Annotated in this window: 26 protein-coding genes; 13 read left to right on the top strand and 13 right to left on the bottom strand. The window is 54.4% G+C overall.

Annotated features, from left to right (window positions below; translation table 11 throughout):
• Positions 1 to 13: 13 nt before the first annotated feature.
• The 4 genes from QMK50_RS20550 to QMK50_RS20535 all read right to left on the bottom strand — a co-directional run bounded on the left by QMK50_RS20550 (position 14) and on the right by QMK50_RS20535 (position 4,506).
• Positions 14 to 1,324, bottom strand: a complete 1,311-nt coding sequence (locus QMK50_RS20550) for an MFS transporter (RefSeq protein ID WP_320333836.1) — start codon at positions 1,322 to 1,324, stop codon at positions 14 to 16.
• A gap of 242 nt (positions 1,325 to 1,566) precedes the next feature.
• Positions 1,567 to 2,844, bottom strand: coding sequence for an L-fuconate dehydratase (locus tag QMK50_RS20545; protein WP_095171578.1), 1,278 nt, complete (start codon positions 2,842 to 2,844; stop codon positions 1,567 to 1,569).
• A gap of 14 nt (positions 2,845 to 2,858) precedes the next feature.
• Complete coding sequence (locus QMK50_RS20540; RefSeq protein WP_095171576.1) at positions 2,859 to 3,707, bottom strand: fumarylacetoacetate hydrolase family protein; 849 nt, start codon at positions 3,705 to 3,707, stop codon at positions 2,859 to 2,861.
• Between the two features lie 58 nt (positions 3,708 to 3,765).
• A complete protein-coding gene (locus QMK50_RS20535) occupies positions 3,766 to 4,506 on the bottom strand; it encodes an SDR family oxidoreductase (RefSeq protein ID WP_320333835.1) in 741 nt (246 codons plus the stop codon).
• Between the two features lie 244 nt (positions 4,507 to 4,750).
• On the opposite strand from QMK50_RS20535, the gene QMK50_RS20530 reads away from it, so the two are divergent.
• Positions 4,751 to 5,512 (top strand): FadR/GntR family transcriptional regulator, encoded by a 762-nt coding sequence (locus QMK50_RS20530; RefSeq protein WP_095171573.1) that lies wholly within the window; start codon positions 4,751 to 4,753, stop codon positions 5,510 to 5,512.
• Positions 5,513 to 5,645: 133 nt separating this feature from the next.
• Here the strand turns inward: QMK50_RS20530 and QMK50_RS27415 are convergent, their stop codons facing one another.
• Positions 5,646 to 5,750: an SEC-C metal-binding domain-containing protein gene (locus QMK50_RS27415; RefSeq protein WP_095171571.1), complete on the bottom strand. Its 105-nt coding sequence runs from the start codon at positions 5,748 to 5,750 to the stop codon at positions 5,646 to 5,648.
• A 319-nt stretch (positions 5,751 to 6,069) separates the two neighbouring features.
• On the opposite strand from QMK50_RS27415, the gene QMK50_RS20525 reads away from it, so the two are divergent.
• A complete protein-coding gene (locus QMK50_RS20525; protein WP_320333834.1) occupies positions 6,070 to 7,281 on the top strand; it encodes a site-specific integrase in 1,212 nt (403 codons plus the stop codon).
• Here the strand turns inward: QMK50_RS20525 and QMK50_RS20520 are convergent.
• Positions 7,278 to 7,775: a hypothetical protein gene (locus tag QMK50_RS20520; protein WP_320333833.1), complete on the bottom strand. Its 498-nt coding sequence runs from the start codon at positions 7,773 to 7,775 to the stop codon at positions 7,278 to 7,280. The two genes, QMK50_RS20525 and QMK50_RS20520, sit on opposite strands and share 4 nt — an antisense overlap.
• A gap of 162 nt (positions 7,776 to 7,937) precedes the next feature.
• On the opposite strand from QMK50_RS20520, the gene QMK50_RS20515 reads away from it, so the two are divergent.
• The gene (locus QMK50_RS20515) at positions 7,938 to 8,138 is read left to right on the top strand and encodes a helix-turn-helix domain-containing protein (protein WP_320333832.1); all 201 of its coding nucleotides are present in this window, start codon (positions 7,938 to 7,940) and stop codon (positions 8,136 to 8,138) included.
• Between the two features lie 136 nt (positions 8,139 to 8,274).
• Entirely contained in the window at positions 8,275 to 8,511 is a 237-nt protein-coding gene (locus tag QMK50_RS20510; protein WP_026067396.1) for a helix-turn-helix domain-containing protein, read from the top strand.
• 747 nt (positions 8,512 to 9,258) lie between these two features.
• Here the strand turns inward: QMK50_RS20510 and QMK50_RS20505 are convergent.
• The 4 genes from QMK50_RS20505 to QMK50_RS20490 form a co-directional block, all read right to left on the bottom strand.
• Positions 9,259 to 9,588, bottom strand: a complete 330-nt coding sequence (locus QMK50_RS20505) for a hypothetical protein (protein ID WP_320333831.1) — start codon at positions 9,586 to 9,588, stop codon at positions 9,259 to 9,261.
• Entirely contained in the window at positions 9,585 to 9,884 is a 300-nt protein-coding gene (locus tag QMK50_RS20500) for a hypothetical protein (protein ID WP_320333830.1), read from the bottom strand. The genes QMK50_RS20505 and QMK50_RS20500 overlap by 4 nt, the downstream gene beginning before the upstream one ends.
• Entirely contained in the window at positions 9,881 to 10,147 is a 267-nt protein-coding gene (locus tag QMK50_RS20495) for a hypothetical protein (RefSeq protein WP_320333829.1), read from the bottom strand. The genes QMK50_RS20500 and QMK50_RS20495 overlap by 4 nt, the downstream gene beginning before the upstream one ends.
• 145 nt (positions 10,148 to 10,292) lie before the next feature.
• A complete protein-coding gene (locus QMK50_RS20490; RefSeq protein WP_320333828.1) occupies positions 10,293 to 10,520 on the bottom strand; it encodes a hypothetical protein in 228 nt (75 codons plus the stop codon).
• 170 nt (positions 10,521 to 10,690) lie between these two features.
• On the opposite strand from QMK50_RS20490, the gene QMK50_RS20485 reads away from it, so the two are divergent.
• From QMK50_RS20485 to QMK50_RS20450, 8 genes are all read left to right on the top strand, one after another.
• The gene (locus QMK50_RS20485; RefSeq protein ID WP_320333827.1) at positions 10,691 to 11,353 is read left to right on the top strand and encodes a DUF4145 domain-containing protein; all 663 of its coding nucleotides are present in this window, start codon (positions 10,691 to 10,693) and stop codon (positions 11,351 to 11,353) included.
• A gap of 175 nt (positions 11,354 to 11,528) precedes the next feature.
• Positions 11,529 to 12,200 (top strand): hypothetical protein, encoded by a 672-nt coding sequence (locus QMK50_RS20480; protein WP_320333826.1) that lies wholly within the window; start codon positions 11,529 to 11,531, stop codon positions 12,198 to 12,200.
• 1,313 nt (positions 12,201 to 13,513) lie between these two features.
• Complete coding sequence (locus QMK50_RS20475; RefSeq protein ID WP_017138405.1) at positions 13,514 to 13,930, top strand: DUF5681 domain-containing protein; 417 nt, start codon at positions 13,514 to 13,516, stop codon at positions 13,928 to 13,930.
• Positions 13,927 to 14,358 (top strand): hypothetical protein, encoded by a 432-nt coding sequence (locus tag QMK50_RS20470; protein WP_320333825.1) that lies wholly within the window; start codon positions 13,927 to 13,929, stop codon positions 14,356 to 14,358. The genes QMK50_RS20475 and QMK50_RS20470 overlap by 4 nt, the downstream gene beginning before the upstream one ends.
• Positions 14,345 to 14,554 (top strand): hypothetical protein, encoded by a 210-nt coding sequence (locus QMK50_RS20465; protein WP_320333824.1) that lies wholly within the window; start codon positions 14,345 to 14,347, stop codon positions 14,552 to 14,554. Before QMK50_RS20470 ends, QMK50_RS20465 begins: the two co-directional genes overlap by 14 nt.
• A 4-nt stretch (positions 14,555 to 14,558) precedes the next feature.
• Positions 14,559 to 15,392: a hypothetical protein gene (locus QMK50_RS20460; protein WP_320333823.1), complete on the top strand. Its 834-nt coding sequence runs from the start codon at positions 14,559 to 14,561 to the stop codon at positions 15,390 to 15,392.
• Between the two features lie 69 nt (positions 15,393 to 15,461).
• Entirely contained in the window at positions 15,462 to 15,806 is a 345-nt protein-coding gene (locus QMK50_RS20455) for a hypothetical protein (RefSeq protein ID WP_320333822.1), read from the top strand.
• 8 nt (positions 15,807 to 15,814) lie between these two features.
• Positions 15,815 to 16,411 (top strand): tail assembly protein, encoded by a 597-nt coding sequence (locus QMK50_RS20450; RefSeq protein WP_320333821.1) that lies wholly within the window; start codon positions 15,815 to 15,817, stop codon positions 16,409 to 16,411.
• Between the two features lie 48 nt (positions 16,412 to 16,459).
• Here the strand turns inward: QMK50_RS20450 and QMK50_RS20445 are convergent, their stop codons facing one another.
• Positions 16,460 to 17,134, bottom strand: a complete 675-nt coding sequence (locus tag QMK50_RS20445; protein WP_320333820.1) for a hypothetical protein — start codon at positions 17,132 to 17,134, stop codon at positions 16,460 to 16,462.
• Positions 17,134 to 17,982, bottom strand: a complete 849-nt coding sequence (locus tag QMK50_RS20440) for a hypothetical protein (RefSeq protein ID WP_320333819.1) — start codon at positions 17,980 to 17,982, stop codon at positions 17,134 to 17,136. The genes QMK50_RS20445 and QMK50_RS20440 overlap by 1 nt, the downstream gene beginning before the upstream one ends.
• A gap of 243 nt (positions 17,983 to 18,225) precedes the next feature.
• Here QMK50_RS20440 and QMK50_RS20435 point away from each other — a divergent pair, with 243 nt between their 5' ends.
• Entirely contained in the window at positions 18,226 to 18,840 is a 615-nt protein-coding gene (locus QMK50_RS20435; protein ID WP_320333818.1) for a recombinase family protein, read from the top strand.
• On the opposite strand, the gene QMK50_RS20430 is transcribed toward QMK50_RS20435, so the two are convergent.
• Positions 18,821 to 19,675: a hypothetical protein gene (locus tag QMK50_RS20430; RefSeq protein WP_320333817.1), complete on the bottom strand. Its 855-nt coding sequence runs from the start codon at positions 19,673 to 19,675 to the stop codon at positions 18,821 to 18,823. The genes QMK50_RS20435 and QMK50_RS20430 overlap by 20 nt on opposite strands.
• Between the last annotated feature and the right edge of the window lie 94 nt (positions 19,676 to 19,769).

The raw sequence follows: 19,769 nt of genomic DNA, 5'->3' as shown, positions 1-19,769 counted from the left end.
CACGTACACATTTTCAGCTGGGCGATCGGGCCACCTGAACCCGCTTTCCTGACTCGTGCCCCGCTCTTGCCGAGCGAATCAGCATCAGCGTACCGATCAGGGCGGTCGCCGCCAGGAAGTACATCCCCGCGTGGGCGTTATTGAAGTACTGCTCGGCCCAGGTTTTTACCGTTGGCGCCAGGAAGCCGCCTAGATTGCCCAATGCGCCAATCACCGCAATCCCGCTGGCCGCTGCGGCACCGCCCAGGAAGCGAGTAGGCAAGGTCCAGAATAGCGGCTGCACGGTGATGAACCCGGCGGCGGCAACGCAGAACGACAGCATCACCAGCGGCAGACTACCGCTCAAGGTCGAGCCCACCATTCCCACTGCTGCCAATGCCAGCATCAAGGCTGCAAAACGAGCCTGCTGGCCTTTTCGGTCGGCGTAACGGGTGACCACATACAGCACGCAAACGGTGGCAATCCAGGGAATGGCGGTCAACATGCCGACTTTCAGGCCGATGCCGGTGGCGAGCAGTTCCGCGATTCGCGTGGGCAGGTAAAACAGTACGCCGTAGACACTGACCTGAATCGTGAAATAGATCAGGGTGAAGTACAGAACCTTAGGGTTGATCAATGCCGCACGCCATGTCGATGGGCCATTATTGGCTTTCAACAGCTGATCTTTTTCCAGTTCGTGCTCAATCGCAGCTTTTTCTTCAGCACTCAACCACTTGGCATCTCGCGGTTTGTCGGTCAGGTAAAAGAACGCAAACACGCCGATGATCGAGGCGGCGAGGCCTTCGGTGACAAACATCCATTGCCAACCGGCCAGGCCGAGCTGGGCGGTTTCCAGCAGCCATCCCGACACCGGCCCGCCTACAATCAAAGACACTGGCACACCAAAATAGTAGATGCCGTAGGCCGAACCGCGCTGGTTCTGCGGGAACCAATAGGTCAGGTACAGCACCACGCCCGGCGAAAGACCGGCCTCGGCCACGCCCAGCAAAAAGCGGAGGATGTAGAAGCTGGTTTCGTCGTGGGCAAACATCATCGCAGCCGAAACCAACCCCCAGGTGACCATGATCCGGCTCAACCAAATACGCGCGCCGATCTTGTGCAGCATCAGGTTGCTGGGCACCTCAAACACGGCGTAGCCGATAAAGAAAATGCCCGCACCAAGCGCAAAAGCGGCGTTGCTGAGGCCGGTGTCAGCCTGAAAGGCGTGTTTGGCAAAACCGATGTTGGAACGGTCAATGATTGCCATCGCAAACATCAATGCAACAAAGGGCAAGATGCGCCAGCGGATTTTGCTGAGCGCCTGCTTCAACGCGGGGTTAGACATGACGTCCTCCGATTATTGTTTTTGTGGAGTGCAGCAACATCAATACAGCGCTTACAGCTTTTTCAAGGCGCCACGGACATAAGCCGCGACCACCAAGAACGGCCCATCGGCAAAAGATACGCCACAGCTGTGGAGGCGTTATCAGCCACCAGGCCCATCACGTACCCGATAGGCCGTGGCGTCATAGCGACTGGAGTGCTGGTGAGCATTCAGCCGAAGTGGGCGCGAGGATCGCATGGCGGTTAGCCCCGATACTGGTACTGCTCTCGAGAGGCGGCCTTCATCTGGATCGAGAAGCCCGGCGCCTGCGGTGGCATGTAGGCCGCATTACGAATTACGCACGGGTCTACGAAGTGTTCGTGCAGATGGTCGACAAACTCCACTACGCGACCTTCATGGGTGCCGGCGATGCACAGGTAATCGATCATTGACAGGTGCTGTACGTACTCGCACAAGCCCACGCCGCCTGCGTGTGGGCATACCGGCAAGTTGTATTTGGCGGCCATCAGCATCACCGCCAGCACCTCATTGACCCCGCCCAGTCGGCAGGCGTCGATCTGCACCACATCAATCGCTTCACGCATGATCAATTGTTTAAACACGATGCGGTTCTGGCACATCTCCCCCGTGGCGACTTTGACCGGAGCGACACCCAGACGAATCTTGCGATGGCCTTCGACGTCATCCGGGCTGGTGGGCTCTTCAATGAACCATGGATTGGCGAAGGAGAGCTCGCGGACCCAGTTGATGGCCGTGTCGACTTCCCACACCTGGTTGGCGTCGATCATCAACTGACGATCCGGGCCCAGCACTTCACGGGCAATACGCACGCGGCGGATGTCGTCCTTCAGGTCGCGGCCGACTTTGAGTTTGACGTGGGAGAAACCGGCGTCGACCGCTTCCTGACACAAACGGCGCAGCTTGTCGTCGGCATACCCCAGCCACCCGGCTGAAGTGGTGTAGCACGGGTAACCTTGCTCTTCGAGCAGCGCAACGCGCTCGGCTTTACCCCGGGCGCGTTCGCGCAGCAACGTCAGGGCTTCTGCCGGGGTGATGCAATCGGTGATGTAGCGAAAATCAATGCAGCGCACCAACTGCTCGGGGCTCATGTCCGCCACCAGGCGCCAGACCGGCTTGCGCTCCGCCTTGGCCCACAAGTCCCAGGCAGCGTTGACCACCGCTCCGGTGGCCAGGTGAATGGCGCCTTTATCCGGGCCGATCCAGCGCAATTGGCTGTCACTGGTGACGTGATGCCAGAAACGGCCCATGTCTTGGGCAATCCATTCCAGCTTCAACCCCACCAGCAGACCGGCCAACGCCTTGATCGAGGCGCAGCAAATCTCGTTGCCGCGGCCGATGGTAAAGGTCAGCCCATGGCCTTCCAGGCCCGGGGTATCGGTTTCGAGAATGACATAGGCCGCGGAGTAATCCGGGTCCGGGTTCATCGCATCCGAACCATCGAGAGATTGCGAAGTAGGGAAGCGGATGTCTTCAACGCGTACAGCGGTAATCGTGGTCATGGCGTAGCTACCTGTCACTGGGCATTCACGGTGCGTTGGTTTTGTTCGCCGAGGCCGGCGATGCCCAGACGGATTTGTTGACCTGCGCGCAGGTACACCGGCTCAGGCTTGATACCCAGGCCGACGCCCGGGGGAGTACCGGTGGAGATCACATCACCGGGTTGCAGGCTCATGAATTGGCTGAGGTAGCTGATGATTTTTGGGATCTGGAAAATCATCGTCCGGGTGTTGCCGTTCTGGTAACGCTTGCCGTCGACTTCCAGCCACAGATCGAGCTGATGCGGGTCAGCGACTTCATCGCGGGTCACCAGCCAAGGGCCGAGCGGGCCGAAAGTGTCACAGCCCTTGCCTTTGTCCCAAGTGCCGCCCAGTTCCAGCTGGAACTCGCGCTCGGACACGTCATTGATTACGCAATAACCGGCCACGTGTTCGAGAGCATCGCTTTCGCTGATGTAGCGGCCGCCTTTGCCGATGACCACGCCAAGCTCGACTTCCCAGTCGGTTTTGCGTGAGTTGCGCGGTATCTCGATGTCGTCATTCGGGCCGACAATGGCGCTGGTCCACTTGCTGAACACCACCGGTTCGGCCGGGATTGCGGCACCAGTTTCGGCGGCGTGATCGGCATAGTTGAGGCCGATGCAGATGAACTTGCCGACTTCACCAACGCAAGCGCCGAGGCGTGGCGAGCCTTCAACCAGCGGCAAGCTGGACGGGTCGAGATCTTGCAGGCGGGCGATGCTTTGCGGGCTCAGCGCGTCGCCCGTGATATCAACGACCACTTCGGACAAGTCGCGCAATTGACCGTTGTTATCAAGCAACGCAGGACGTTCCTGGCCTTTTTCGCCGTAGCGCAGCAGCTTCATATTATTTCCTTTGTTAGTTAGAGCTAAGGGGCACGCAGGTCTAATGGCGGCGCGGGAGTCAGTTACTCCAGCCACCATCAATAATTTGCGCAGTTCCGGTGGTGAACCCGCTGGCACTTGAGCCCAGGTACAGCGCCAGGTGTGCTATTTCCTCAGCGGTGCCGATGCGGCCCATCGGTTGGCGGGCAGCGAAGGCGGCGTAGACCTCAGCGATGCTGCGACCTTCACTTTGGGCTTGTTCACTGATGCGTTGACGCAAGGAGGGGGAGTCAACGGTGCCGGGGCAAATGGCATTGCAGCGGATGTTCTGACTGACGAAATCAGCCGCCACTGAACGTGTCAGGCCAATTACCGCACCTTTGCTGGCGCAGTAGGCAAAACGATTGGGAACGCCTTTAACGCTGGAAGCCACCGAGGCCATATTGATGATCGAGCCGCCACCGTTCGCCAACATGCCCGGTAAGAAAGCTCGGATCATGCGGTACATGGCGGTAACGTTTAGGTCCAGGGCGAAGGCCCAGTCGTTTTCGCTGCACTCAAGAATGTTGCCGCTGTGAACCACACCTGCGCAGTTGAACAGAACATCTAGCGGACCAAGCTCTTGGGCTAGGTGCTGGATGGCGCTTGCATCGGTGACATCTAGGATATGGGTATGTGCACCTTCAAGTGCTTCGAGGGCGCCAGCATTGATGTCGGCGGCGAAGACTTCAGCGCCAGCAGCGAGATACGCCTGGACACTGGCTAGGCCAATACCCTGAGCGCCCGCCGTGATCAGCACGCGTTTGCCGGAAAGATTCATAAATGCTCCGTGACGCTAATTTTTTATTGTTTTCGCGAAGACTGGCCCAATGGTCAGGCCATTGGAGGCGCATCAATTGGCAAACCGACTCAAGCGCCAGAATAAAGTTTGCTATGATCACTTCACGTTATGGGTTCAATGGTCAGACCATTAGGCCTTTTATAGCATTCGCCCCGACCATCAACAAGCGTCTTTTCCACCGGCGTGCTTGTCGAATGCTGTCCAAACCAGAGTTTAATTTTCAATGCCATTTCAAGTTATTGATAACCAAAGACTTTACCGGCAGATCGCCGACCAGCTGCGAGCCTTGATCGACAGCGGAGAATTTCCGCCGGGCAGCCGTTTGCCGGCCGAGCGAGAGCTGGCCAAGTTGCTAGGTGTGAGCCGAGCCTCTGTGCGTGAGGCAATGATTGCGCTAGAAGTGATCGGCTTGGTGGATGTGCGCGTCGGTAACGGGGTGCTGGTCTGCGAGCCTTCAGTGCAAGCGGTATCGAATGAGCCAGTCATGGCTCAAGTCACGCGCAATCAATGGAAAGAGCTGGACCCTGAGCTGGGGATCGAGATTGATTTCAGCGCTGAAATCCCGCCCTTCGCCTTGCTTCAGGCCCGCCGTCTGATCGAGCCCGAAGCCGCCGCGCTGGCGGCCGTGAACGCTAGCGATGAAGAACTGGCAGGCATCCGCGAGGCGTTCGAGCGCAACGTGCAGGACAACCGTGAAGATTCACACACCCACCCCGGCGACCGCCTATTCCATATCCGCATCGCCCAGGCCTCGGACAACCCGGCCTACGCGCTGATGATTCAACACCTGTTAGGCCATCGATACGGCAGCATGTTCCAGCGTCTACAAAGCCATTACAGCTCGGGCGACATGCCCCATCGTTCGGAAGATGAACACCGGCGTGTGCTGCAAGCGTTGGAACAACACGACCCCGACGCAGCGCGTCAGGCAATGGCCGAGCATCTGAGTGAAGTGATCAGGATTTTCAGCCGTAGCGCCCAGTAAGCATCTATCCGTAGCCGGGACGCTTAGGGCAGTGGCTGGTGGATGAACGATGACAGTTCTGTTACGGGGGCGTTCTTATTTAAGGAGGCCGTGTAAAGCGGGCTTGCAAGATGTCTGGAGAATCCGGGGCGCATCAATCCCAGAATTTGAGAGGGTCGGCCGCGGCGCGCCCAAGATGGTAACGTTTTAATTTTTTCCCTGAGCCACACCAGCAAAGTTCGTTTCTACCCGTCGTCATAAAGCCTGCTGCTTTCGTTATTAATTATTTCAGCCAAAAAAAACCCCGCAAGACTGACCTATGCGGGGTTTATTTTCGCCTTTTGCTGCCACCCTGCTGTTACGGAAAAAGTGAGCTGTCAGGATGACGGGTTAAAAGGCTCTATTTATATGGTGTCCCAGGCGGGGTTCGAACCTGCAACCTTCCCCTTAGGAGGGCTATCCAAACCCCAACAAACACTAGCCAAACCCCGTATTTATTGGGCTTTTCGTCCGGTTGTGTCCGTGAAAACGACTCCGTATAGTTCTTTTTGCACCCACCATGCACCCATGGGAACAAATTGAAAGAGAAGCTCACCGCCAAGCTGCTGGCGTCCCTGCAGATAACCGGCCACGAATATGAGGTCCACGATACCACCGTCGGCGGTCTGTTCGTGCGCGTCACTGCCGCCGGCGCCAAATCCTATGTAGTGACCTGGGCCAGGGGCCGCAAGAAGACATTAGGTCGTATTGGCATACTGACGTTGGAGCAAGCGCGAACAGAGGCTACTCAATATCTTGCAGAGGCAAGAACGCTAGGGGAACCGCTAGCCGTTACCCAAGGACGAAGAGGCGCTACCCTACCCTCCTTGCGCGATTTCATCGACGACACCTATATGCCCTGGTTCAAGACGCACCATAAAGGGCATGAGAAAACCCTGCACACGCTCAACAACAACTTCGAAGCGATCATGCCCCAGCGTCTCGACGTGATCGCCGGCCGCGACCTAGACCAGATCCGCACGGGATGGATGCAGTTGGGCAACAAACCCTCGACGGTCAACCGTAAAATGGGCTCCATCAGCGGCGTGTTCAGTAGGGCCGTTGAGTGGGAGTACATCGACGCCCACCCGATGGAGAGGCTCAAAGCCCTCAAGGTTGACTCCATGGGGCTGGTCCGCTATCTGGATGCCGAGGAAACCAAACGCCTTCGAGAAGCACTGGATGCACGCCAGGACGAAACGCGGGCTGAACGTGAGTCTGCGAACAAGTGGCGGGCAGACCGCGGCAAGGAGTTGATGCCGTGCTTGCTACAAGTGCCCTTCACCGATCACTTAAAGCCCATGGTGCTGGTGTCACTGAATACCGGCATGAGACGCGGCGAACTGTTCGAACTGAAATGGTCAGCGGTGAACTTCCAAACGAAGACGATCACCGCCGCCGGCACCACCACCAAAACGAGTGACACGCGGCATATCCCAATGAACAAGGAAACGATCGGTGTGCTGGAGGGCTGGAAGAAGCAGGCCGGCAACTCTCGCTACGTGTTCCCGAGTCAGGAAGGTGGCCGCCTAGAGGATGTGAAAAGCGCCTGGCTCAAGCTACTTGAGCGAGCCAAGATCGAGGGCTTCCGTTGGCACGATATGCGCCACGACTTCGCGTCACGCCTCGTGATGGCTGGAGTGCCGCTCAACACGGTGCGAGACCTTCTGGGGCACGCCGATATCAAGATGACACTGCGCTATGCCCATTTGGCACCAGGGACCAAAGCCGCCGCGGTAGAACTGATTTAGATAGGCGGTTCAAAGGGCACGATGGTGCGGCTTTCTTTGTTTTCCTCCACGTGCTCTAAAAGGTCGCCCCAGAACGTCCTGATATACGACCGATCCAACTGGCCCACTCCCTCTATCTGCCAATGCGTGCCAATTTTTGCAGCTCCTTTATCGTGGAACACTGGAGACGCCTTGATGGTTTCCCAGATGCGTTGCTCCTCGTATGTGAGCAGATTAGGCAGGTGATAGCAGAGATTCACAAAGCGCTCACTTTCATCCGTCGACCACACCTCTGTTACGGCATTAGCAACCGACCAGCTCTCTGTGTTCCCGCCATCATGAAATGGAACATCAAGATCGAAAACCAACGCCTCAACTGCAGCCTCTACCACCCCAGTGATTGACTGCCGTTTTACCCGAGAAATGACATCAATCGTGAACTTGACCTTTGGGTCTAACCGGAGGGTCAGTGTTTCGGTCTTCCGCGATCCTTGGTTAGGTTTGTTCTTGGCCATTTCAGAATCTCCGAGCCATAAATCGAGCGACAATCCTAATCCGTACGTCCGAGTGAGTCCATACGTTCATACAAATGATATAGCATCAGTTGACGTACAGTATTCTATGCAACTAGGATCGACCCACGGCCAACCAATTCCAATGGCCGGAGGAGAGCCAAAATGCTTGCAGCAGGACAACCAGCAGCCTTGTCCGTTAGCGTCGAAGACGCTGCTCGGATCGTCGGATATTCGCGATCGGGTGTTTATGAGTTGATCGCTAAGGGAGAAATCAAAAGCTTCAAGATTGGCCGGCGTCGCTTGATCCTGATGGCCGAACTTAAGGTTTGGATCGAGCGGGCAGCGAAGGAAGGTGCCCGGTGACTAGCATGATGCCCCTGGAAACAGGACTGGAAGGGATTCAACCAAGAGAACTGAATGATAGAGAGAGCGTTAAGGCGGTGTTCGAGCACCGCCCTAACGAAAACACACTGGATAGCACCAACGTGAAGGCCAAACTATGACACGCCATTCTTCGACAGAGCAAGACCGCAAGATGATGGAGGCCCTTCGAAATGGCCCGGTATCGACCATCGAAGCGGCAAAGGATCTGGATATCGTCCAGCCACCAAACACGATCCGCCGCCTCAGAAAAAAGGGGCATGAGATCCGCACTTACTGGACGCATCAGTCCACTGAGCCAGGCCGCCCCCCTCACCGCGTCGCGAAATACATTCTGATGCGCGAAGCCTCGTAACCCACCGACCAGCAGGCGACTCCTCAAATCGAGGGGCCGCTTGCGCTTGTGAGCGGCCGTATGGCTATAAAAAGAAAGGGGTTCAAACCTAAGGCCAAACCTTTTGCCATGATGTTGTGGCAGATGGGGCAGTCGGCCCCCTATCGCGCGCTGAGCTTCACCGCCAGAGGGGTGCTGATGGAATTGCACATGCAGTACAACGGGAACAACAACGGTGATCTGTCAGCCACAAGGACGATGGCAAAAGACTGGGGGGTCAGCTCTCCCAACATCTTGCAAAAGGCGCTTACCGACCTCTTGAGTGGGGGGTGGATCATCCAAACCCGAAGCAGCGTTTTCTCCCGGCACGGCTCTCGGTGCGCCCTCTATGCGCTGTCTTGGTACTCGATAGATGACTGCCCAGGCAAAGAACTCGAAATCTCTCCCACGCGGACACCACTGAGAACGGTCCGAGACCTGACAGATTCGATTTGATCCGGTATCGAATCAATACACAGAGCGGTATCGAATCAATACGCATAGGAAAACCAGCAGTACCATTCCGTCCGGTTGTGTTTAGAAACCAATCTATCGTGTATTGATTCAGTACCACTAAATCAAATCATCCTGTATCGAATCAATACACCCTTATAGATATCTACCATACCAGCCGTTGAAAATAGGATTGCTCGCTAAGTCTTAGTGATCGTTCACAGCAAAAGGCACCACCCTGTAACGGGGTAGTGCCTTGGTTACTACGAAACTTTGTTATCGGGTGCGGTTTAGCAACAGCCTGTACTGCGTCATGTAGGTCTCATTGTCGATGACGCTGCAATTGAGCAGAGCTGCTAAGTGCCCCTGTGCAATCCCACATTTGGTATCCGCTAGTGGGTCGCCCCTCCTGGCCTTCACAGCGTCCTTGACCGCCTTCTCGACCATTCGCTTGCCAGTCCAGTACACGTCGAGCCGCGATGGATCGCTGAAGTCGATCGTTGCAGCGCCGAGCGCTCTGTAGCGAATACCGAGAAGTGCAAGCTCGGCGAGTTGTTCGCCATCCAACCCTTTCAGCGCAATATGGCTTTCGAATGATCCGCTCATTGGCCGCACCCCTTGTCGATCTCGGCACGCTTGCCAACCACGCCATAGGAAGCGCCCAAGTGACGATGCCGCCAGCAGAAATTGCCACTGAAAATGGTGATTTGCTCAAGGTGCCGCGCGATATCGCAGGCCAGTTCATTGTCGTAGCCGCCCATAGCCGGGATTACGAACGTGAGCAGGATTTTCTCCAGTTTCCTGCATTCCTCCCTGGCGAAATTCATTGAGCACATTTGTTCGGCGGTGAGCACGGCCTGGCCCAGCACCTCGCCTTGAGCTACATAGGGTTGCAGGTTCATTGCACACCCCCTTTCAGGCAGAACTTGCGGAAGACGTCATAGCTCGCATCGTTCAGCCCGGGATTGAAGCGTTGGCGAGTCATGGTGCTGACGTGAGCCTCGACTGCGCTTATCAGCCCAGAGAGCTCCAGGTCGTCGCTGTAGCGCATTGCGACCTTGAGCAGACGTACGCAGTATTCCTTGCTCAACTCCCTGCTTAGGCCGCTTTGGGGGGGCTTATCTTGGTCTTTCGGGGTGTTACTGGTATTTTGGTAGTGTTGCATGACGTGTCCCTCGTACGGTCGTCGTGTGATCGCCAGGTCGCTGTTAGCGCAGCGGCTTGGCACCTCTTCTGAGATGGCCCACTTCTGGACCACCGATCAATAAGCTAAATTTTCAGCCGATTGAAATGCGGGATAATCCCGCCTTTTACTGCTTACCCTTCTCGCTGATCCAGCCTGCCGCCCAGCTCAGAGGGTCTTTCGACTCCATCGGCTTGAGTGGCTGCCCATCGCGTGCTGCCTGCTTGCCCTCTTGCTCCGTCTCTGTGTGTATCCACACCGTGGTGTGCTTGTACCCTTCGGCAATCCTGCGCGCTTTGAGATCCCTCTGGCGCTCGTTGCTGGTCCTGGGTGCCGGCTTGCTGTCTTCGGTCATATGGCGCCTCGTTTGTACTAACGTGGATAGCATACTCGCACAACGTTAGTACTGACGCAAGGGTAAAGTACAAAATGATTGCAGGATGCTGATTGAGTGAAGATTGAGCATTGCCGAATCATCCCTCGAGCGCCAAGATCGGCCATCACACATGGAGCGGTATAATTTCAATGACGGCACTATTCGCGAAGCGCTTTGTCGAGCTCGATGGACAACTACAGGATCTGCAATCCAGCATCGTCACTCGATACAATTCTTACAATGGCACCAACTATGAGGACCTTGATTCCGAAGCGCTTCTGAACTGGGGCGTAAAGGTAAAATCCCTTTTCGAGCGACTTGGCGCAGGAGCATCTAGCCAACTACAGATGTACATAGACGCAGAAAAGCATCAGGGACTGGAATCAACTGCTAGCCGCCTAAGACGTATGAGGGCGGTCTTTCTTGCGACAAAAGAAGATTTCGAAGGGGGTTATCTAAATTCGCTTCGAAACCTGGTGCAAGCCGAAGTATTCACAAGCGAGCTTGAGCAAGCGGAAGAGCTCATCAAGTCGGGTTACGCAACAGCGGCGGCAGTTATTGCTGGAGTTGTACTCGAAACCACTTTGCGCGATCTGTGTACTACCCATGAGCTAGAGCACGGTAGCCTCAACAAAATGAACGATGACCTGGCCAAGGCCTCCGCATACAACGCAAGTCAGAAAAAGCGGATCACCGCGTTGGCTGCAATCCGCAACAGTGCCGCCCATGGTAAGCCTGAGGAGTTCACGGCCGCAGACGTGAGGGGCATGATTGATGATGTGGAGCGCTTCCTTGCAACAACCCTTCACTGATCTCCACTTCTAGGCGTACTCAAATCTGAACACGCTTGGCGCTTATGGCGAGTTTACGGGGAAGTCTGAATTCCCCCCTGCAACCTAGCAAAACGAAATTTGCTAAGGGCATCGGCTCTGACTAAAATGATAGCCATACGCCACCCGCCGGGGTCATTTCAGGTAGACACGTTGAATGCAACACTTATCAAAAACCAATATAGCATTGACTATTCTCTTAGCTTTTCTAATCGGTTCACTATTTGGGCTCTCAGTTAATTTAGGGTGGGGGCTACCACTTGGCACAACCCTGACATTGGTAGTGGCTGTTTTGGGTTTCGGGGTCGCATTCTATCAATCCTACGCAACTAGGAAACACAACCGACTTTTGGTGAAGCCGCACCTAACTATAAACCATAATTTTTCAAGTACTGAACTAGAAGGTTTCTACACACTCTCAATAAAAGTGAAAAACTCTGGATTGGGGCCTGCCTTACTTGAAAATTTTTCAATCGCTATTGGTGAAGGCGGTAGTGTTCAACGTGGCGCTTTGCTTGAAACCATTCAAAAACACGCCCGCGTTCAGTTAAAAGCCGAAGGAAACACTCGATGCGGTGCAAATTTTTTAAAAAAAGGTGACGCTTTAGATAAAGGAGAGGAAAAGCTTCTAATACTAATCAGATTTCGCGGACCAAGTATTACTGAAGCTAGAAAGCTAGCAAAACTCTACTTATCCACCGTCGCAATTAAGATCGAATATAAATGCCATTACGGCCATAACTTCAATTCAGAAAAACTTGCACGACAAAAAAAACAACCTAAATCTGATCTACATACTATCGCCCCTCCCGATCCAAAAGCCATATAAAGCGCACGAGACTTGTAGGACTCTGCAACCTAACCTGCTGGACTTAAAACAGACTTCCGGCAGTAATGACTCCATAGAGAGTTTCTTTTTGATCTCACTGAGCGTGCTGAAAAGTCTCAGAGTTTGGAAAGCAACACACTGTGTAGGAATCAACGCGATGGAGAACCCCTCATATCCGAGGGATTTTCTGACACCTGACCAAACTGCCAACTCTGGTAGTTTCGATTATTGCTAGACAGACCAAAGGAGCCGACTCGGAGCATATGGTCTGCTTGGCCCCGTTCCGCCTGACAGCAGGCTGGAACAGGTGTTGCGATTACAGCAACACCTTCAGATCAAGGTGATCTTGGCCCACTTAAACTAGGGCACGCCTTCAAAATGCGAAATCGTGCCGCATCTGCCTCTTAGCGAATTTTTCTCGCATAGCCTTTCTTGACCACCCGCCCAATGTAGCTGTTCAACCCTTGGCCAGCCCTAGCCAGCCGGTGCATTTCTGCAATAGACCCCGACCCAGCGCTTTCATTGGTATAGAGGTACTGCGAACGGTCGTTAAACTCGACAGTGATAGAACCATTCCCTATCTCAAATGCGGCCACATTTGAGTCTCCTCCTAAGTTCCTATAGCGCTCCATTAGCTTTCCTTTGTTCGGTAGTTCGTGAGCAGGCCGGCTATCTGGCCTGTGGCCATGACGTTAGCCCAGGATCGCTACTTGTCCAAAAAAGGCATCATTTTCGACAGTCCACGCAAAGCCCAATCGGAACACCTGATAGGAGTATGGGTTTAAACCGCTGGCTGAGGATGCATCCAAACCCGGATGCATCAAACCCGCGCCACGTTTTCACATCTCGCAAAACGTGGCGCGGAACCTGACATACCGAAACGTTAGGTCAGCCTTCCCCGCGCCATCCTCAATCTGAGGCCGGACTGAGCCGAAAACCCGGCTGTGTATCACTTTGCCTAGCACCGACTTACTGCAACAAAAATCCCCTCCTCGATCCCCTCAAAACCAACTATTTCAGTCCGGTTGCGTCCACTCACGTGTACCACCTAAGGTGCACCTAAAAAGCACTGGATAAATGATCAGATCATGCCTAATGTGAGTTTTTGAGCCACTCAAAACCCCATTCGAGGCCACATCTATGAACACAGCTAAGCCCGCCCGAGGACGCCAGCACAAACCAACTCGCTCTGAAGTTGCTGCCGCCTGGGGACGCCTTCGCGAAGCCGCAGCAGACGGAAGCGTTCAAGCATCCGCCCTGCTGATAGCGCTCGCTGAAAACAAACCGGTCATCGCTATGGAACCGCCCACCGCATGACTGATCGCGATAAAGCCGGCAAATGGAAGCCGGGGCAGTCAGGTAATCCAGGTGGCCGTTCTGGCCAAACGCAGGAGCTGCGCGCCCGACTCGCGGAAGGTGCAGACGCCGTGACAAAGAAGGTTCTGACAGCGGCCAAGAAGGGCGATATGCAGGCTTGCCGCCTGATCCTTGAACGCCTGGTACCGCCAATCAAGCCAACTGCCGAGACAGTGTGCTTCGAACTCGACGACACCGACCTACCCAGCGCAGCCAAATCAATCCTTCGCGCAGTTGCCGCCGGCGAGCTACCGCCCGACCAGGGCAAAGCATTGATCGAAGGTCTAGGCGCTGTTGCCCGTGTAATCGAAGTTGCCGAGCTACAGAAGGCCGTTGAAGAACTCCGCGAACAGATGGAGGGAATGCGGCAATGAGCATTAAGTGGATGCGCGCCGAGCTCAAACGAATAGCAGAAAAGATCGGCGCCGAAGACGAAGAGACAGTGCTCGTTATGTTGACGGTAGTGGACTGCAGCGTTGACGCGGTTGAGGAGGAGATGGATTACCCCAAAACAGTGGGCCATTCGTTCAACTATCCCGTCCTGGGCGTGCAAACGGTGATGCACTTCCCACTGCGCACCATGAACAGCTATGACGCGGCCAATCTGGCAGAGGCGTTCATTCTCCACGTCCGCGCAATTGAAAGCCTCCGCCGTCCCGCTCCAGTGGGTGTGATGGATATGCGGCCATTCCCAAGCGCTTGCGCCTGGATCTTTCCGCCCTTGGCTGACGGGCAAGACATCAAAACTCACGTCGCAGAACAGTACCAACTGATCATTGAGGCCCGCCATGAACATCCGTAGCCAGATGGCCAAGCTGCGCCAGCAATCCGGTCTCACTCAGTTCAATCGTGACGTGCGAGAGATCAGCGCCCTTATGGACGAGTTGCACGCAGCAGCAACCGGCGGCGACTCCCCGGAGAGCGCTTCCCTACTCCAGATCCTGAGCGAAGCCTCAGACCAAAGCCGGCCGAACCACGGCCAGACAATCAAAAGGTAACTCAATGAAAATCGGCAAACGATCCGTCCTCAAAGTTGGCTTGGCCAACCTCCATTACTCCGAATACGAGCACTCCCAGGTAGAGGCCCGAACATTCAATATTCAGCGCCCCGACGGCACCAAAGGCACCTGGCAGGCCGGTGGCCTGCTGAAGTCTGTTCGCCATCTGCAGGGTTTGTCGCTGGAGACGTTCAAGGACCTCGGAGAGGAAATCCTCTCGATTCGCGGGAATAAGGACCTCAACGCCGCTGCCATTGAGCGCAAGGGCAAGGAGCAGATTGATGGAATCGTCCCAGCCCTGATGCCGGCGATGGAAAAGGCGGCAAAAGATATGCTCACGCTGGCCCAAACAGTGGCCAGCGGCTTCGCACCGGTCACGCCTCGCGCAAGCTCAGATGTTGTTGGTTTCCTGGCTGATCAGGAGCTACGAGCCATCGTGCGTGGCCTCAAGCCCGAAGAGCGCCAGAGACTAGTCGCTGAGGCTCGGGCAGGCAGCCATCCCGACGTTGTAGAAGCGGTACTCAGGGCAAACCCAATGCTATCTGGACTATCGCCAGAGGCGGCTGACAGCCTTTCGCGCGCAGGTATTGCCGCGTCCCGCGCCGAAGACATCGAAGGGCTCAAGCAGATGCTAGCGATCTACGATGACGTGCTGGCCACCGCCTCCAATGCCGGTGTCGCACTGAGCGGCATGGTTGCCAATTCGAATGGGTACACCGGCCGATTTGAGAAGTGGCGATCGGGCTGTGAGGGCTCCGAAGCACTTCGCGAATGGCTGGCGAAAATGCCCACTCGCACCTCTGCAAAAGCGACCCCTGATCAATCCGAAGCGGCCTAACTGACCATCAGTGCGCTACGCAAGTGTTGGTAGCACCGATCAGCCGGCTGATTCTTTGAGTAAGAAGACATGACCTTTCAAGAACGCTTTACCGAAGCGTGCAGCACGCAGAAGTTCAAACCCCACGAGCTGATACAGGGGCCTGACGCTGGCTATTTGGTGTGGGAGGTTCAACACGTCCGCAATGGCCAGCAAGTGACCATCGACGGCCCCTACTTCACCGAGGAAGAGGCCAGGGTTTCGGCAGACCTGATGCGGGGGACATTTCGCGGCGCCAGGGCAAGCGAGACGATCTACAACCGGGTGTGGAACTACGACCCGCGCCAGGAACAACTGACCATCGACCAAGCGCATATGTCGCGTGCAGTACTCGCCATTCGTCTTGGGCTGCCCGCCCCATCCACCAAGCCATAGGAGGCCCCATGGCCGCTACAGCAATCGAATACGCCCCGCTCACCACCATCAAACTGTATGGGCAGTTACGGCAGTTCGGTAAGTCCTACCAGTTCTGCGTCCGAACGCCGGCCGAAGCCATCAAAGCACTGTCAGTGCAGATCCCAGGGTTTGAACGGTTTCTTTCTAATGCGAAGTCTCGCGGGCTCGTGTTCGCTGTTTTTCGAGGCAAGAAAAACATCGCTGAGAGCGAGCTCACCTACCAAGGCCAAGGCGACATCATCATCGCGCCTGTGATCGTTGGTAGTAAGCGCGCTGGAGTTTTGCAAACGGTCGTCGGCGCGCTGCTTATAGCAGCGTCATTCCTCACGTTCTGGACACCTCCAGTATCAGCGGCCCTGTTTGCATCTGGAGTGGGTATGGTTGCCGGTGGCGTCATACAAATGCTCAGCCCCCAGGCCGGCAGTCTCAAGACCAGCGCAGCGCCAGAGAACACGCCATCGTATGCATTTGGCGCAGCTCGAAACACCACAGCATCTGGCAACCCTGTCCCGCTTTGCATCGGCAAGCGTCGGTGGGGTGGGGCAATCATCAGTGCCGCCATCTACGCCGAAGACCAAGCTTGAGAAGGTAAAATTACGCGTGATGCATGACTCACGCCATTGGGTTTTACCTTAGTTCTGCAAGGACGCAGAATAACTCTCTCGAATTTCAGTAAGCTCGCCTGCGGAGTACTTCAGTGCGACGTAGTAAGGGAGCAAGTCCGACACAAAGAAGTGGAATGATGACCAGATAACCACTAAAAAAACACAGAAACCAACTAACGCCACAAAAGAATTCACCCAACCAAATGGCAATACAACAACTACAGCGAGCCCAATCACCAAAAACAGTTCAGCAACAGACCTAGTTCTTCTAATTCTTTTTTGATTACGCTCAATTTCTACTTTTGCACCTAGCCCTAGCGCACGCCGCCTAGCATCGTCACTTTTACTCTCATGAAACAATAGAGTCATATCCAATATCAGGCCCGCAAAATCCTCTTTCAGAGTAAAAAAATAGAAGAGACCCTCAGAAAGCTTACGAGATATCCAGATAACAGAAATCACAAACCCAATCGAATACAAAACCTGCAAAATACTCAGCGCTGGAATGACTCCATCAGTAAAGTCCATCAAAGACTTAACTTTCAAAGCAGCTAAACCCTGCACCACATTATGACTTTCACCATCATAGTAAACATGAATACAGACAACGAAAAACACCCAGCTAAATATGTTTGACAGACTGAATTTGAAGCCGAGCTCCTCATCATACCGCGCCTTGCAGTACTCTAATAATTTATCCATTAGGTAAGACCTATGAAGAAAACGTCACCACCCTTAACATCATATGCCCCACCTTCATAGACGGGACTCCCTATGAAATTCATCGGTACGTCAACCCCCAGATATCGCTTAATCATTTCAAACTCAACATCACTCTTATACTGCAGCTTCACCGTCCTTTCCGTAACGATATTTATCACCTTCGCAGTCTTGTTTGTTGAATCAAGCTCGGTGACCTTTACGGAATATAAAAGCGGATCTCCCAAGTTTCGCCTTGAAACCAAAGAGTGGAAATTTTCGCTAGAGACCCTATTAAACTTAAACGACTGCGGAGTATCGGAACCAACAATTAGCTCTATAGTGCTTTGCCCAGCATTACGGTGCCTAACAACACTTACAAGCTGATCAATTTCTTTATTGATCGCACGGTCACCATAAGGGTGCTGGGAGGCAGTAGGCATATAGTTCTCATAGCTTTCTGGGTCTATAATCCCTAGCTTTACTTGCTGCTCCCTAAGTGCTGATTGCTCCGCTAAAGATTTTGCGTTAGTCATTGCTTGCGCCCGAGACTTCTCCATAGCGGGAGTCATAGCGCTAACAATTCTCTTCAAGGTTTTTTCTAGGCGCGGGCTGCTTTGGAAGAATTCAATAATGTATCCACCATCGCGTGGCGCACTAGACCACAATTCTGTCTCAGCGTAGTCCTCAGCCGACAAGCGAGCGTTTTTCCAAACCTCACCATATCTCACGTCCAGATGTGCACGGTTCACTGCGCCTTGGAGATGGTGCAGGCTTTGCCCTAATGTTCGAAGACTCACCGTATGATTACGGGTAATTTCTCCTTCAAAATGAAGATGCAAATAACTCATTCTTGCTTCCTTGCTTGTCTATGGTCTTTAGCCGTGTCCGTCTCCTGGGCACGAGCCGCTCAGGTAGACCTCTTGAATTATGCACTGTCCGACAGCCGACGCGATGGTATTTAGCCATCCATATTAGAGTATGCCTAAGCTGATACGCGCAAATTCGTGTTTATTTGCGCATTCCGCTTGATAAGTGACACTCATAGTGCAACAGTATTAGTAGGACACCCTAACTGATACGGAACGCACATCATGTTCATCCGCGCATACCTCCGAGCATCGACCGAAGAGCAGGACGCCAGCCGCGCCCGGGTATCGCTCGAGCAATTCGCCACCGACCACAACAAGGTGATCGCGAGCGTGTACCTAGAGAACGCTAGCGGCGCCTCTGTAGATCGTCCTGAGCTGCTGCGCCTTCTCAAGGATGCGCGGAAGGGAGATGTCCTACTGGTAGAGTCAATAGACCGCCTCTCACGCCTTCCTGTTGAGGATTGGCACAAGCTCAAGTCCGCTATCGATTCAAAGGGGTTGCGTATCGTCGCGCTTGACCTGCCGACCAGCCATCAAGGAATGCAGGACACCAAAGGCGACGAGTTCACCGGGCGGATGCTGGGCGCCATCAACTCGATGCTGGTGGAAATGATGGCTGCCATTGCTCGCAAAGATTACGAACAGCGCCGGGAGCGCCAGGCTCAGGGCATCGAAAAGGCCAAAGCCGCCGGCAAGTACCAAGGGAGACCGGTCGACGAAAGTCTGCACAAACGGGTCAAAGAATTACTAGGTGCCGGCCTAGGCATCCGGGCGACAGCGAGACACGCAAACTGCTCAACCACTACCGTCCTCCGGATTAGGGAGTTGGGGAGCTAGTCAAAAGCTGCTCAATTTTCGCGCTTGCGATCTGCCGTTCCATTTCCTGCGCTTGACGCAATGCTGCTTCGCTAAAAACCTTGCCAGTAAGCAGTTTGTCAAAGGCAGTAAAAAGCGCCCTTTCAAACTCTTGGCGCAACCAATCGAAACGGCTAAAGCGAAGACCCAGGAAAATCTTGCGCTTCTCTTCGCCAAAGGCTGATGCAATCAACCTCTGAACTGCTTCGTCCCGATACCACCTACGATCTTCATTTTTTTCTCCCGAGAGGATAAAAATGCACCTTGCAACTATGGCGTGGTATGTGGAGTAAAGCGCCCAGACGTACTCCCCCACGTGAGGCCGTACCTTATCGGCATCACCGAACAAAAGAGGTGATATCTCCATTGGCTGAATGCGCACTAGAAGCCGACGGAGCTCCAGGAGTTGCGGGGTCTTCCGCATATCCGCCAGCTCATCATCCGTCAAGACGTCGCTCAGATAGACCCCTCCAGGAATATGCTGTCTAGCTTGGCGGACAGCCTCCCACAAGTGATCAACTGCCTCAATCTTTCGTGGGATCGTCGCTTTTTGGACATCAGAAAAGGAAAGCGCGGCAATTTTGAGTTTTTCCGCCTGTCGATCTACTTCAGATTTCAGAGCGGCAAGATCTGCATCGCTCTGCGCCTTGAGCTCGCTCTTTAGACGCTCTAATCGATCGTCATATTCGTGCTTAACGCTCGCTTTAAAGCGTTCGCCTATCCAAGTCCTGAAGAACCATCCAAGGGCCGCCAAAAGAAGAGCGCTAGCTCCTGCAGAAGTGATTGTGGTCAGAGCGAAAACCATCAGCGCATCCATACGACCTCTCCCTGATTTGACGTAACGGTTATGAAAAAGCCCCGCCAGTTGACAACCTGAGCGAGGCTTTTTTGTTGCCCGAAGCACTCCAATT

Source organism: Pseudomonas sp. P5_152, assembly GCF_033989915.1.
In the GTDB taxonomy this organism is placed as follows: domain Bacteria; phylum Pseudomonadota; class Gammaproteobacteria; order Pseudomonadales; family Pseudomonadaceae; genus Aquipseudomonas.
Note: the sequence above shows the minus strand (reverse complement) of the source record. Positions and strands in the feature narration are given on the sequence as shown.